This window comes from Flavivirga aquimarina (assembly GCF_030540835.1).
In the GTDB taxonomy this organism is placed as follows: Bacteria; Bacteroidota; Bacteroidia; order Flavobacteriales; family Flavobacteriaceae; genus Flavivirga; species Flavivirga aquimarina.
Genome location: NZ_JAUOEK010000024.1, coordinates 1 through 15,503, shown reverse-complemented (window position 1 = coordinate 15,503; position 15,503 = coordinate 1). Strand labels below are relative to the sequence as shown.

The 15,503-nt window shown below is 33.1% G+C and carries 9 protein-coding genes; 6 read left to right on the top strand and 3 right to left on the bottom strand.

Going from position 1 to position 15,503, the window contains the following annotated elements; genetic code table 11:
* Positions 1-509 precede the first annotated feature (509 nt).
* The 6 genes from Q4Q35_RS01060 to Q4Q35_RS01035 all read left to right on the top strand — a co-directional run bounded on the left by Q4Q35_RS01060 (position 510) and on the right by Q4Q35_RS01035 (position 9,507).
* Positions 510-890: a DUF7793 family protein gene (locus Q4Q35_RS01060; RefSeq protein ID WP_303276066.1), complete on the top strand. Its 381-nt coding sequence runs from the start codon at positions 510-512 to the stop codon at positions 888-890.
* 116 nt (positions 891-1,006) lie between these two features.
* Positions 1,007-1,996: a helix-turn-helix domain-containing protein gene (locus Q4Q35_RS01055; protein WP_303276065.1), complete on the top strand. Its 990-nt coding sequence runs from the start codon at positions 1,007-1,009 to the stop codon at positions 1,994-1,996.
* A 916-nt stretch (positions 1,997-2,912) separates the two neighbouring features.
* Complete coding sequence (locus Q4Q35_RS01050) at positions 2,913-5,549, top strand: outer membrane beta-barrel protein (protein WP_303276064.1); 2,637 nt, start codon at positions 2,913-2,915, stop codon at positions 5,547-5,549.
* A gap of 675 nt (positions 5,550-6,224) precedes the next feature.
* Complete coding sequence (locus tag Q4Q35_RS01045; RefSeq protein ID WP_303276063.1) at positions 6,225-6,770, top strand: hypothetical protein; 546 nt, start codon at positions 6,225-6,227, stop codon at positions 6,768-6,770.
* 1,088 nt (positions 6,771-7,858) lie between these two features.
* The gene (locus tag Q4Q35_RS01040) at positions 7,859-8,473 is read left to right on the top strand and encodes a hypothetical protein (protein ID WP_303276062.1); all 615 of its coding nucleotides are present in this window, start codon (positions 7,859-7,861) and stop codon (positions 8,471-8,473) included.
* Positions 8,474-9,207: 734 nt separating this feature from the next.
* Positions 9,208-9,507 carry a DUF6520 family protein gene (locus Q4Q35_RS01035; RefSeq protein ID WP_303276061.1) on the top strand — a complete coding sequence of 100 codons (300 nt, stop codon included), beginning with the start codon at positions 9,208-9,210 and terminating at the stop codon, positions 9,505-9,507.
* Positions 9,508-9,799: 292 nt separating this feature from the next.
* On the opposite strand, the gene Q4Q35_RS01030 is transcribed toward Q4Q35_RS01035, so the two are convergent.
* The 3 genes from Q4Q35_RS01030 to Q4Q35_RS01025 all read right to left on the bottom strand — a co-directional run bounded on the left by Q4Q35_RS01030 (position 9,800) and on the right by Q4Q35_RS01025 (position 15,171).
* The gene (locus Q4Q35_RS01030; RefSeq protein ID WP_303276060.1) at positions 9,800-12,883 is read right to left on the bottom strand and encodes a SusC/RagA family TonB-linked outer membrane protein; all 3,084 of its coding nucleotides are present in this window, start codon (positions 12,881-12,883) and stop codon (positions 9,800-9,802) included.
* Positions 12,884-14,180: 1,297 nt separating this feature from the next.
* On the bottom strand, positions 14,181-14,516 hold the full coding sequence (locus Q4Q35_RS22350; protein WP_367892729.1) for a transposase: 336 nt from the start codon (positions 14,514-14,516) through the stop codon (positions 14,181-14,183).
* A gap of 10 nt (positions 14,517-14,526) precedes the next feature.
* Positions 14,527-15,171, bottom strand: a complete 645-nt coding sequence (locus Q4Q35_RS01025) for a hypothetical protein (RefSeq protein WP_303276059.1) — start codon at positions 15,169-15,171, stop codon at positions 14,527-14,529.
* Positions 15,172-15,503 lie beyond the last annotated feature (332 nt).

The following is a 15,503-nucleotide window of genomic DNA, read 5'->3' as shown; positions in this document are numbered from 1 at the left end:
TTAGGTTTTAGTTCAATTTAGAATTTGGTTTTTTATCTAAAATTTTATGTTAAATAAATCTAAAATTAATCATCTAATCTTGTACTGGTTATAAGGGGTTAGAAAAAAATCCTCTACAGATAAGTTTTTATCCCTTTAAGACAAATGCTTTCTGTAGAAAACTATAGATTGTTATCTATGTAGCAAAAAACAAATCAATAACTATTTGAATTACAAGTAATTGCATTTATATAGATTTAAAAAACATCATTTAATTTTTAACTAGAAGGGTAAAACACAATTGCCATCAAAAATTACTCATTAAGTATAAAAAAGTACGGTTTTTCCTCAATAATGTTAAAATAATTGTAATTATATTTGTTATGCACTAGTTAGTTTTGTTTGAATCCATTCAATTATATAAGATGTTTCTCTCTCATAAACAAATTAAATTAAGACAAAAAGCACTAGTTGTGCGTATATTTAAAAATAAATATGAAATTTTTGAACCCCTTAAATCTTAAAACACTTTGGCTAACCATATAGAAAATGAATACTCAAAATTCTGGATTGAAAAAGACATTCTTCACTTTGTTTATAAAAAAGGAGTCGAGATAGATCTGGAAGTTGCAAAAAAAATTGTGAGTGACAGACTCGCATTACAACAAGGCAAATCACTTTTAATTCTTTGTGATATAAGAGGTATTAAAAGTGTAAATAAAGAAGCAAGAAACTATTTCGCTATAGAAGGCTCTACTTTATTAAAGGTAGTTGCTTTATTAGTCAATAGTCCATTAACCTATACCATATCAGGTTTTTATATCAAAACAAGTAGTCCTTCCATCATAACTAAAGCTTTTACCACAAAGGAGGCTGCTTTAAAGTTTCTAAATGATTATAAACCTGTATAATTATGAACCGCATAACTTTAATGTCATACTAATTTTTCAAATAAAATAATTTTTGATTTATTCAGTTTATTAAAGTATATCCCTCTTACATTAAATGATTAAACTCTTTAGGATTTATGACCGATGAAGTTATCAATGAGAAAAGAATAAAACAGATCCATAACATGCTCATGGAATTTGCGAGCGGGAATTTTTCATACAAAATTGAAAGATCCAACATGAATGATGGCATCGAAGCACTCATCGCTTTGGTTAATATGTCTCTTGAAGAAATAAGAGGTTCTTTTCTTCATCAAGGCTATACAAATTTAACAGAAACTTATAAGCATATGGTACAAATGTTCTTTGTATTAGACCCAGAAGATGTTATTATAACTTATAATTCTCGAATAAAACAAATGTTGCTTTTTAATGATGATGAATTACAGAAAAACACTTTTTCTACCTTCCTAACTCAAGATTCTAAATTGGCTTGGAAAGATTTAAAGACCAAGTTAGAACATTCAAATCAAGATACCTTAGAGAAATCTATAGAGTTATATTTTAAATCCAAACAAGATTTAATCGTACCAACAAATTGTCTGGTAAGCAAATATATAGACCGGATTAACCAATCGGAAAGAATCATAATCACGTCCATAGAAATTATTAAGAGTAGTATGGAAAGGAAAAACGAATTACAAGAAATTGTAAATTCGAGAAAGAACAAAGAAAAAACAACTGGCAACTCTACCGGCAAGAAAGTACAGCTAAATCTAAGCTATTTAGATATTAGAAAAATTCGAGAAGTACATGATTATATTATAAACAATTTAGATAAACCGCTTTCACCATTAATAGAATTAGCACATACCTTTGGAACCAATGAATACAAATTAAAATACGGATTCAAACAATTATATGGACAAACTATTTTTCGTTTTTTAATAGACCAAAGGTTAAGAAAAGCAAGTGTATTAATCCAACATACGGATACATCTATAAAAGAAGTGGCTCATGTTACAGGGTTTATTAGCGCACCTCATTTTTCTAAAGTTTTCAAAGAAAAATATGGCTTTTCTCCAAGAGATTTAAGAAAACAATCTAATTTTCATCAAAATCAATAAAAAGCTTTTAATTAACTGACTAGTTAATATGAGTTTGGTTTAAGACAAGTTCATTTTAAGGATAAACTCAATAATATTGTTACTTGCCGCCTTGAGTACTTCGGCTTTAGTTTATCTTGAGCGATCTGTGCTAAGCGGAGTCGAAGTACTCGAGGAGGCATTACGTCATTATATCCGCTTAAAAAAAATCTCGGGTCTCAACCTGACATTCAAGTTTAGCGTGTTGATTTTCTAATAAATATATTTATTCTTAAATCGAACACACCTTAATTAATCAAAAACACGTTTCTTTTCAGTAAACCACTAAATACATCCTTTACAGACAAGTTTTAATCCATTTGAGATAATTTTTATCATCGATATTTGCTCTATAGTTGTTAGTTAATTTTGTTGTCTTTTCAACTTCGGTTGCGCCTAATACCTACTACTAAGATTTTAGGATTTAGCGTAGCTGGAATTGAAAAGGTAAGAATTTCAAGTATCGGACAATAAATCAACATGGATTTAAAATTAATGGTTTTGGGTAAGGAATGAAACGCCTTTTGACCATAGCATAGTCTATGACCAATTGTCATTCCTTCGAAGATAGGAATCCACCTATGAAAAATGGATTCCGCATCAAGTGCAGAATGACAAAGTTGTTGAAAAAGGTTTATAGAAACTAAAGTAGCTGCAATGAAATTGTAGAGTTTTAGTCTTTAACTTGAAAATAAATTCTCACCATCAATTGACAATCATATTATAAAAATATAAGAACATTTTTAAAAACCTACTGTATGAATTCAAAAAACTACCATTATAAAATATTTAATATGTAAACTACATGTTTACACAAGTTTTAAGTTTTATAATTCATTTATTATCAAAAAATTAACTAAAATTTAAATCTGTGAAATATTGTTTTTTCATATTAACAATGCTCTGCACAATAAAGGCTTTCTCCCAAACGAAACCATTTAAAATTTCCGGAACTTTAATAACCGAAACCGATAAAATGGCTTTGGAAGCTGCCACTATTTATTTACAACGCGCTAAAGATAGCCTATTAGTCACTTATACCATTTCGGATAAAAATGGCAGGTTTTCTTTAGAAGGAAAAACAGCAGATAGGCATTTAAACCTTTATATTTCTTATGTTGGTTATCTAACCCACTTTCAATCTATTAATTTAGATCAAGAATCTATTAATTTGGACACCATTAATCTAAAAACAGATGTTAATGCTTTGGACGAAATTCTTATAAAAGTGAGTCCTCCTGTTATTATAGCAAAAGATACTTTAAAATTTAATGCAGCCTCTTTTAAAACTAAAAAGGATGCTAATGTTGAAGATTTATTAAAGCAACTGCCTGGCGTAGGAGTTACCGAAGAAGGAAAAATAACCGTAAACGGTAAAGAGGTGGATAATATTTTGGTAAATGGAAAACCCTTTTTTAGCAATGATCCTACTATAACAACCAGACATTTAAACAAAGAAATTATTGAAAACATTCAAATTACAGACACAAAAACCAAAGCAGAAGCTTTTGCCGGAGACGAAGGCGACAAAGAAAAAAAAACTATTAACCTCGTTATAAAAGAAGAAAATAATGATGGTATCTTTGGGCAAGTTGCAGCAGGTACAGGAACTAATAAGCGTTACGAGCTTGCCGGTATGCTTAATCTTTTCGATAACGATAAACGTATCAGTATTCTTGCCGGAGGTAACAATATTAATTCGCCTGGATTTAGTTTTGGGAGAGGGCTTACCAGTGGAGAAGGCATTACAATATCTCAAAATTATGGTGCCAATTATGTTGACAAATTGAGAAAAAAAAGTGATCTCTCTGCCAATTATTTTTTCTCTGATAGCCGTTCTGAAAACGAAAACACAATACAACGAGAATATATTCTCCCCGACTCTAGATATTCCACCAGTTCTAATACGAGTTCATATAATGAAAGTGGTAATCATAATGTTAATTTAGGACTAAATATCGAAGTCGATTCTACGCTTTTAATCAACATAAATCCATCATTTAACATCAGCACTAATAAAGCAGAAACGTCTACAGATGAAACGTCCTTAGACGAAGAAGACACCTTAACAAACCAATCTATTTTATCTTCTTTTACAGAAACTACAAATAAAAACTTTAATAACCATTTAAGTATCACGAAACGATTTGGTAAAAAGGGAACTTATGTTAGATTCCTTATTTCGAATAAGTATCAGTCCACAAAAAGCGATGCCTTTTTAAATTCTGAAACTTCTATTTTTGGATCGGACTCGGAAACTACCAATAGAAACCAATTTACAGATGGCGACGAAAAATTAAAAGGATTCTATACAAGTGCCATTTTTAGATGGCCCTTAAAAGCAAAAGAATTCTTCTTAGATTTTAAGTTTAATTATAGAAATGATACACAGGAAAATATAAAAAGCACCTATACTTTTGAAGCAGATACACAGGATTTCACTTTATTTGATGAAGACTTAAGCACAGATTTTGAATATATAAACAAAAGAAGTACTCCTGCGTTAAAACTCACTTATAAAAAAGAAAAGTGGTCTGTTAGTTCAGAAATGGGATATGTATTCAGAACGCTGGAGAATATCGATTTTTTAAGACCCGATTTAAGTTTAGGGCGAGATTTTGAAAATATTGAATTAAGGTCTAATTTTCATTATCGATTTAATCCAAAATCATACGTATATTCTAGTTATAACCTAAGCAATACGCCTCCGTTATTATCACAATTACAGCCATTTCAAGATGTCTCTAACCCTTTAAATACGGTGACAGGAAATCCCAATTTAAAACCTACAAATACCCATAGTTTTTATTTTGGGTACCATGCCTTTAATTTTCAAAAACGTAGCGGTTTTTTTAGCCATATCAATGCCCGTTTAAGTAACAATCAGGTAGTTACTAAAACAAGTATAGATGAAAATTTTGTACGAAACACAAGCTATGCCAATGTAAATGGAGGCTATAGTTTAAGTGCCAGTGGTAGTTATAATAAGGAAGTAAAAATAGATTCTTTAAAAACATTTAAGTATAGTCTGGGGCTGTCTACAAGTATAAACAAATCTGTTAATTTTAATAATGATGTGCAATATGTTTCCAACAATACTGCTCTAACACCTCACGCCGGTATAACTTTTTCATGGGATGATGTTATGATGATTACACCAAATTATAGGATATCTTTTAACAAAACCACATTTGACCTGGAGAATTTTAACGATCAAGAGTTTCTTAATCATTCAGTAGGGTTACAAATGACAACATTCGTTCCTAAAAAATTTGAATGGCTACACAACATAAGCTTTAATTATAATCCAAACGTGGCTACAGATTTTCAAAAAAGTGCCTGGTTCTGGAACACGACCTTGGCTTATACTATGTTTAAAGACCAAGGCATTTTAACTTTAAAAGTTTATGATCTATTAAATCAAAACACAAACGCAAGACGAATAGCGACCAATGATTATATTCAAGATTCCCAAAGTATGGTTCTTAAACAATACTTTATGTTAAGTTTTAGCTGGAAATTCAATAATTTTTAAGGTTAAAACTAAAACAAACATGGTAAAATCCTTTTCAGGCAAGTTTTAATCCATTTCAGTTAAACTATATGATCGATCTTTGTTTTGGTTAGTAATTTTTGTCTTTTGACTTCGGTTGCGCCCAATCACCACATTAGTTGGATTCTACAGGTTGAGCGTAGCCGAAACAAAAAGCAATAGTCAAAAATCCAAAAAAACAGATTCTTATTCTACAAATAATTTAATCCTTATAAACTAAATTTTAATCCTTTTAAACTAAATTTTATCAACGACCTTTGTTGTTGTCTTTTAAGATTTATAACGATTTCGGTTGCGCTCGATCTCTTTTTTTATAGGGATTCTGGAGATTGAGTGTAGCTAAAATCAATAAAAAGCAACACTGGCAAACCAACATATATAGCCTTCAACTTTCCGGCAATTAAAATTCTAATAGCAAATAATCATTCTTAAGACAAAACTTATTACCTGTAATAATCCATAAAACAGATAGTGATCGCTTGTTGTTATCTTAGAAATCACTGTTATCTTATTCAATTAACATCACTTTAAAACTGACCGTGTTAGTTAATCCTTATTAGACAAGTTATTATCCCTTTAGAATAAGTATCGTTTCCGATTTTTGTACATCTAATTCTAAATTAAGAACAAATTATGTTTGAATACAGGGAATTTGAAATGAAAAACCCTATTAAACAATATGGTAACCACATTATTGTAAAGCAAATGATGTTGAATGGGGTTCCTAAAGAAGAAATGGCTGGTAAAAAAGCCTTTACAGATATGAGTAATGACATATTTAAAAACGCGTATACCCATTGGTTAAAACTAAAAAGAGAGTTTCAAAAAATAAAAGTTCCAGAAAATTTAATGTTACTTTTAAAAACCAACAAGAAAGAGGATCAGATAAAGTTACTTGACGGGTGCTTTCTTCCCATGGAAATTTTAACCTCATTTATGTTTACAGCTTATCACGATTTCGGATTTACACTAAGTCAATATATCTCTGGAGTTTCAAAAAAAAAGTTTAAAGCTGTTGGTAAAATTATGGATTGTGGTGAGCATTGGCATTGCTTTCTTACAACATTTAATGGTTTAAAAGGACAAAAGCAACTTTATTATTTGTCCAGTGCTTTTGGTATTGATAGAGCTGAACTTGTTAAACAAATAAAATCGAATAAATTCTTGTTTAAATTAGATAACCTACCTCAGGTTATTATATAAATTGATATGATAATTTATAATTAAAAACTAAGAGTTTACTCTAAACGTCCCCCAAAAGAGCCAGAACAATATCTATTTCATTTTTTTACTACTTCTCAAAAAATGAGTGCGTTCTGGCTTTTTTCTTTTATATACTAGCAAAACGAATCTTGAATAAGAAAATTTATTTCTGTTTGACCAATAATAATAACTTGAGTTTCGATTTAAGACAAACTAATTTTAGTGATAAACTCAGTAATATTCTTACTTGTCACCTAAAGGAGCACAGTCAAAGTAAAGCAGGAGAGTTGAAAAAGTAGATTACAATTTCAAAATTAAGTTAGAAACAAAAACACCTTCCCTTGTGAGGGAAGGTGGCTTTGATTTCAATAAAAGAAATCAAAGACGGAAGGGTTAAATTATAATTATGGACAAGAAAACGTAATAATAAATACCTTGAAATGAGCCCCAATCCTCTGGTTGCTGCTGAGTCAAAATGAAGACTGGAATTTCATGATTGGGAAATACAAATATTAATATTGTATCAATAAATATGATACATATCAAAAACTATAAGATTCCTTCCTTCTCTTCGGCTTACTTCGACTACGCTCAGCACAAAACGCTCAGCGACCACACTGGAATGACAGTAAAACTACTAACAGACCATACTCAATAACGTCATTTCATCCGCTTGATATTTTTTTTGGTCTCAGGGCCCAACCTGACACACAATCTAGTATCTTGATTTTCAAATAAATATTATTAATCAAACTTAGATTAATAATATGTTCAAAGACCTAGATTATGTGATATCTCAATCGTACTTCTTGTCAAAAGAAATAATATAGCCTTAATAAAAAAATACAAACTCAATATTTCATTAGATCTTAACATATTGAAACATTTTTTTAAAATTTACTTGTGCTAAATTCATTGGTGTAGTTTCGTTTAAATACAGCACAATCATACTTTCGTATTACTGTCTTCTTAAAATTAGGTATTACAAATTAATCCCTCTCAGATAAGTTTTTATCCTTTTGGAATAAGTATTGCTTCCTAAATTTGTTTGTTAAGCTAACTTGTAAAGCTACCTGTAACCTAAAGCAATGATACAAAGCATATTGACACATAAAAAGACTCACAAATCACATTTCATATTTGAAGATAGGGAATTTGAAATGGAGAATCCCATTAAACAATACGGCAATCGCATTATTGTAAAGCAAATGATTTTAAATAGGGGTTCTAAAGAAAAGGTCGGTGAAAAGGTTCTTACAGATACGGATAGTGACATATTTAAAAATGCGCGTACTCATTGGTTAAAACTAAAAAAGGAATTTCAAAAAATAAAAGTTCCAGAAAATTTAATGTTACTTTTAAAAACCGACAAGAAAGAGGATCAGATAAAGTTACTTAATTGGTGCTTTCTTCCCCTAGAAATTTTAACTTCTTTTATCTTTAAAGCCTATCATGATTTCGGGTTTACATTAAGTCAATATATCTCTGGAGTTTCAAAAAAAAATTTTAAAGCAGTTGCTAAAATTATAGATTATGGTGAGCATTGGCATTGTTTTCTTACAACGTTTAATGGTTTTAAGCAACATAAGCAGCTGCATTATTTGTCCAATGCTTTTGGTATTGATAGAGCTGAGCTTGTTAAACAAATAAAATCGGGCGAATCCTTATTTAAGTTAGGCAATCTACCACATGTTACTTTATAACCCTATAGTAATATTAGTATCCGACGTTAAGGATTTACTCTAAAAAGCCCCCAAAAGGCCAGAGCAATTTATATTCAATTTTTAATTACTTTTCAAAAAACGAATGCGCTCTGGCTTTTTCTTGTTCAAAGAGGTTTAATCTATATTGATTTGAAATCTGCAGACCACCAAATAAACTCGTAAAATTAGTGTCATTTTTTTGTAGTATGTTTAGGGTATGGTATGTCCATCTCTTTATTTGTACTTTAATCAAAAACAAAACTTTTTATAAAAATCAAATGGAAATATCATAGAAATCACGTTAATTTAGAGCTCATATTAATAACATTTCAAAATCAAGCCGTATTAACTAATCCCTCTCAGGCAAGTTATTATCCTTTTTGAGTAATTTTTTATACACTATAAATTCTATATTTGATCGTATATTACTAACATACAGACAATTACAAAAATTCATCACTATAACAATACTTTATTTGTGTTTTTATATTCCACCTATGCTAGTTTATATAGCGATAAGCGAATTATTAACTATTAACGATATCTAATTCTCATTTTTAAGGTATAAAGCCAAAGATTACGATACCATTGTAAATAAATGGATTTAGATCAAGCATTTTTTATACGACTTACCTACCACAAGAATCAAAGATCAAGGCTTTAAAATACTATAGTCAGGGTAAGACCGAAAACCTGTAAAAGAGAGTAGGTCATTAATTTTTAAATATGTTATTATGAAAACAAAAATTTTCAAAATCGCTTTTCCAGCTTTAGCATTGATATTGGCTATCACTGCTTCGCTTGCTTTTACTTCTGCCGAAAACAGTATGGCAGATGATATAGTAGTTACTCAAGGGTGGTACCAAAACCCTAATGAGATTAGCTGCACACTGGTATCTCCTATTAATTGTGACTGTACTTCCTCATATAATCCAATATGCACTTATACGGTAGGTTTCAGTGTCCATCAAGTATATCAAAAACAGAACAGTATATCACCATGTAATGTTATTTTATACAAAGGTTTCGAATAATCTTAAAAAAGGAATAAGAGTCTATTTTTGGTCTCTAGTTCCTTAAATATAACGTGAAACTTGTTTAAGAGTTCGGAAGTCACTTCGAGTGAAATTCTGAAAGAATTTTGTATCGAGAAGCTTTTTTAGTCGAAAATTTACTTGTCAGCCTGTCGGCAAACAGGTTTTCGATACGATTTTTTGCAAAAATCACTCAAACTGACACAAATTTTCTTATTCAAGTTTCACGTTAAATTTTAAAGTAAAAAGAGGGTGTTTCACTTTTCAGATACCCTTTTTATATTAGCTTTCTTTAAAATGACACATTTAATCCTAAAGTAAATTGTCGTAGTGGTGGTAAAATAGATGAATTTTGTACTTCAGGGTCTAAACCATCGTACCCAGTTATAATAAACAGATTCTGACCTTGGAAGTAGATATTTATATCGGTATTCTTTGTTACAATTTTGGGAATCGTATAATTTAAAGATATGTTTCGTAATCTTATAAAGGAAGCATCAGTGACTGATGCATTACTATTCTGATACTTCACTGATGCCATCGCTGCTTCATGGTTTGTAGATAGAAAATAACGTTGAATCGGATTCTCATCACCTACTTGTTGCCAACGATCCAAGACTGATACAGGCGTATTTTGCACAATCTCTCCCAGGTTAAAAAACCCGGACTGAAAATAACTTCGTCCTTTTTGTTTTGCAAATTGGAAAAACACATTTAATTGCAGATTCTTGTAAGTGATGGTATTCCCTAAGCCTCCAAAATACTTAGGTGTAAAGTCTTCAAGCCATTGACGGTCATCTGTATTTATAACCCCATCCTTATTATAATCTTCGAACTCCCATATACCTGTTTCAGGGTTAACCTGTAAAACATGATATAGTTTTGTAATTCCTAAAGGCTCTCCTATCAGAAGTTGATTAGCATAGGTAGAGTTTTCCAATTGTGGAAATGCTACTAATTTGTTTCTATTTGCCGAAATATTAAAGGCTGTTCGCCATGTAAAGGAGCCACTTTGAATATTTATGGTACGCAAATCGATCTCTATACCTGTATTTTCTATAATAGCATCTAAGTTCGCATTTATACTGGAAAACCCAGTAGTATTGGGTAAAGGAATAGGAAGTAATTGATTGGAAGACCGGTTACGATACCATGCTCCAGACAGAAAAATACGGTTCTTAAAAAAACCTAGTTCTAAAGCTGCTTCCAACTTTTTATTTGCTTCCCAAGCACGGTTAGGATTAAAAAGGCGCGTTGGCTTTAAACCCGAACCATTGTAGTTTCCAAAAACCTCATAAGTATCTAAAAAAGCATAGTTAGGTGGTTTATCACTTCCTGTAATACCATAACTGGCACGTAATTTCCCAAAACTCAGAACAGTATTATCTTCAAAGAGGGTTTCTTCCGAAAATAACCATGCAGCTCCAATGGCACCAAAATAACCAAATTGTTTACCGGGTCCAAATCGAGAGGAACCATCTCGACGGCCGGTTATATTTAAAACATACTTATCTTTCCAGTTAAAATTAATCCTCCCAAAAAAGGCCTGATATTTATATTCAGATTCTGTATCTAGACCAGGCATTCTATTTTCGGCTGCTGTTAAGTCAAGTAGTTGTGCATTACTGGGGAAATTTGATGCGGACTCACTCAATTGCCAATCTTTTTCTTGCTGAAAAGTGGCACCTACCAGTAGTTTCAAACTAGCATCTCCCCAATGCTGTTGCCAATTAATTTGAGGCTCTGCTACCCAAGACAAGCGAGAACCATTATTCGTACTAATTCTTGACGAACTGCTATCTTGCCCAGAAGTGCTATTGGGGTCAAAACTGGTATGAGGATATGTCGCATAAGAGTTTAAGTGGTAATCGGTATACCCCAGACTGGTTTTAAACTCCAACGATGGGATGAGGCGATAAGATAACACTGTATTAGCAATAAGGCTATGTGTTCTTGCATGGTACTCTTGTTCTAATATAGACAGAGGATTTTCCCAAGTGGAATTTTCCCAGTTTAAATTACCGGCGTCATTATAAAGCCTTGGAGCGTTTGGCGGCAAAATTCCTGCCTGTTTTGTTAAATCTTGAGTAGGTAAATTATTGGTATCTGAACCATAACTCCCCGAAAAACTCAGTTTGAAACGATTGTCTTTAGATTGGTGGTTTATATTAGCATATACTGAAACTTTATTATATTTTGAATCTCCTGGAAATACAGTAGTCTCTGTTGAATAACCACCACTTAGCAAAAACTGTGTTCGGGCACTGCCTCCCGAAAAAGACAATTGGGCATTCTGTCTAAAAGCAGCACCTCCAATAAGCTCCTCTTGCCAATCTGTATAACGATCTTGGTTCCATACATATAAGTCCGGAAAAGCACTATGATACTCAACCGGTAATGTTTCTGGCATAAAACCTTCGTTTTTCAAAGCTTCAATGCGCATGCCTAAATATTGCTGGGTATTTAATAGATCTACAAAACCGGTTACTTCACTTATACTACTACTAACATTAAGTTTCACCTGTATTTTTCCTTTCCTGCCTTTCTTTGTAGTAATCAGTACCACGCCATTAGCACCTCGAGATCCATAAATAGCCGTAGCATCGGCATCCTTAAGTACTTCAATACTTTTAATGTCTGCCGGGTTTAAAACATTTAATGGATTTACATTTCCATCAGGAATAATTTGGCTCGCTAAGGAGTTCAATTCTAAAGACCCGGAATTGTAAGGTACCCCATCTAAAACATATAAGGGATCGTTGATCTCACCTAAAGGTCCTCCTGAATCTATAAAGTTTTGCCCACGAATTCTAATACGATAACTTCCACCGGAAACTCCAGTATTCTGGGTTATGTTTACACCGGGAATATGCCCTTGAATAGCGACCATAGCATTATTAGCAGGTTGCTTTTCTATAGTTTTTGCCTCAACTTTACTAATACTTCCAGTGGCTAACCTTTGGGAGGTTTTATAATAACCTGCTTCTATGGTTACCTCCTCTAATTGGTTTATAGCTTCTTTAAGAGTAACATCAATAGTAGTTCCTGCCTGACCGGCAGGCAGATGATTACCAACTGTTATTTCTTGTGTTTCAAAACCTAAAGACATAAACACCAATATATGAGACGTGTCGGGTATCAAAATGGTATACCGGCCATCCAAATTGGTAACTTCACCATTATTTGTACCTTTTATTAAGATGGTTGCGCCGGATATAGGAACTCCGGATTGATCTTTAACTATGCCTGAAACGCTTCGTTGTTCTATCTCATGAGATTCTTTTATAAAAATGGTTTTGCTATTTTGAGATACCGCATGCTCGAACGTTAAGCTAAATAGGGTAGTATAAAACAAGCATATAACAATCCGCATCATACATTTTATGAATTCTTTTCTTATTCCGATAATTATCGAGAAGGAAAGCATATTGGTTAACTTCTTAGGTTTATAGGACATTAGGTTTGTTTATTTTTTAATTTAGTTTTTGTGTTCTGATAGATGGGTTCACTTCGGCTACGCTCAGTGACTACACTAGTGACAATTCCAGCGGAATCATTGTTTTACTAATCCATCTCTAATTGGTTGATTATACAAATCTCTCTAAGTGACAGAACCTCGTGCTTTCTTAAGTTTCATGACTATTAGGGTGACGAGATGAGATTCTTGTCCCTGTTACCATATAGACAGGTATCTATTTCAATGGAAGCTCAGCCTGACTATTAGCAGAACCAAAGCAAGGTTTCTGAGAGTATTTTGATTCCTGTGGTCATTGAAGTCGAGAAACTTAGTAGCCATACTTCACTTCGACTTAGTTTACCTTGGGTACTTCGGTTTAGTTTACCTTGAGCATAGCCGAAAGGCTCAGTATAAACTCCGACCGAAAGGCTCAGCGAACACTCGAAAATGGTATTTTCAATGGATACCCTATCTGCCAACAGATATCTAGCATTAAGGTTGAGGAATTCTTTTTTAATCGAAGGGCTTTTATTTCATACATGTTTTGAGTAAATTTAGTTTAGTTTTAGTTTTGCAAGGTTTTATTAAATTAGACCTACTGCTAATTTTTTAAAAAGTGGGTTTATTTTATTGGAAATAATTCATTTACATTATAATTGGGTTATAAATTCATCTTGACTATTTATGGTTTAAAACAATCTTATCTACATGTTATTTGCTTCTAAACTTCATTTTTTTCTGCATAATGTAGCAACACCACAAGGAAATAAAAAGCTAAACTCAATCGTGGGTATCATTTCTGCTGAAATAAAAAACGTACAGACAACCTCAATCTATAAGTAAATACAACAAAAAGATAAAAACGGGTGGGTATTATTTTAAAAAATACATAATTATATTATTTTCAGTAAAACAGAAACCTTTTTTGGTTGTAAAAAAACGATTGGGTGGTCATTCTGAGGAGTCCCGTCCCGATAACTCCTAAAATCCGCAAGTGTATGTATATTTTGCCAGTTTCCTATATTATAGGACATTTTTCAATCGGGATATTGAGTTTATAAAGAAAAACCATTCGTTTCTTTTATATTTTAGGCCATGCATTGCCCGATGTTAGTAGGCGGCCATTTTTGGGGCATGTGTTCACACCCCACTTATGCAGGCCAGGCAATCTTCTACCAATACGATCAATTGTTTTTGGGTCGGTCTATAAGGTTTTTCAAGGTACGCCACTGTATAAGCGGAGGCACCATTGCCCTGAGTGCCTGACCCACTTGGCAGGAACAGCGATGAAGTGGAAGATGAATTTCTTGATACGGTAAGTAGGCTCGAGGCTTTTGAACCTATTGCTCAACCTTCCCAGAACAATTGTGTAGAGGTTTCTGCACAGAGCGGTAAAGTAGAGGAAAACAGTATTGTTTTCCAGACTTGAGAACGGCAGGTGGTTCCATCCAAAGTCATTCTTAAGGATGTCAAATTGTTTTTCGGCATTACCCCTGTTGTAGTAACGTTCCAGCGCCTCTTGCGGGGAGAGCCCAAAATCATTTGTTATCACAGAATGGTAGTCATAAGCCGTCCTGTGTAAATACGTCTATTTGACCATCGTTCCTTTTCTTTTTCTTTACCAGTAGCCTATATGTTTTTTGGGGCTCTCCCTTTCTATAGCGATTGGAAAAAGGCTTGAAGCTGATATCCCCTACCTGAATATCCTCTCCCTTCCTGTCCTTTGCCTTTTGCCAGTTTTTGACCTGTGGATAGTACTTTTCCACATAACTCCTTCTGGTTCCAATGTAAAAGGTATCGACTTTGCCTTCTAACGTTTCGATAACTTCATATTGATAGGAGGCCGCATCTGCTCTAAAAAAATCAAGACGGGATATACCATTTTTGGCCAGGATTTTGAACAGGCGCTCAAGGGTATCCCCCTGAAATGACTTTGCATCACTATTTCCATTGCGGTTTTCAAGATAAAGTACCCTGTCCCCGTTCAAAAAGCATATTCCTGGCTGGTATCCATATGCACGTTTATAGGTCATCCGGCTATCGCTCTTCTCGTTGAAGATGATCGTATTGTCGTAATCGATGAAGGTTGTTGCCTGCTTGAATGCACCATTCCTTTTAAGCCATCCTATGTTGAGGTCTGCCAGCAGGTCATTGCAATTATATTGGTGTACGGTACGTCCTCTGGCAGTACTGCAACTCTGCTGCAAAGTGGCTAGTTGCCTGAGCCTCCGAAGCAGGGTATCGGGCTGCAGAGATTGAATATCGGATTACCTGAAAACTGTCTGGAGAGTACTGTCTTTGAATCCTCTATACAATCGCCCCCACAATAGTAGATACTGGCGAAAGAATAAAATATATCTTTCCAGTTGTAAAAAGTGGTCGGGCTTAAAACAGGAAGATTGGACTGGAGAAAATCGCCAAGGTGCATCTTGTCAAACTCATCCAAAACAAAATTAATACCGCCAAAGGCGTTTATCTGAGAAGAATTCAATACTTTCATCTTGTGTCTTTTTGTGGAAACACCAATTTAGGTGAAAAA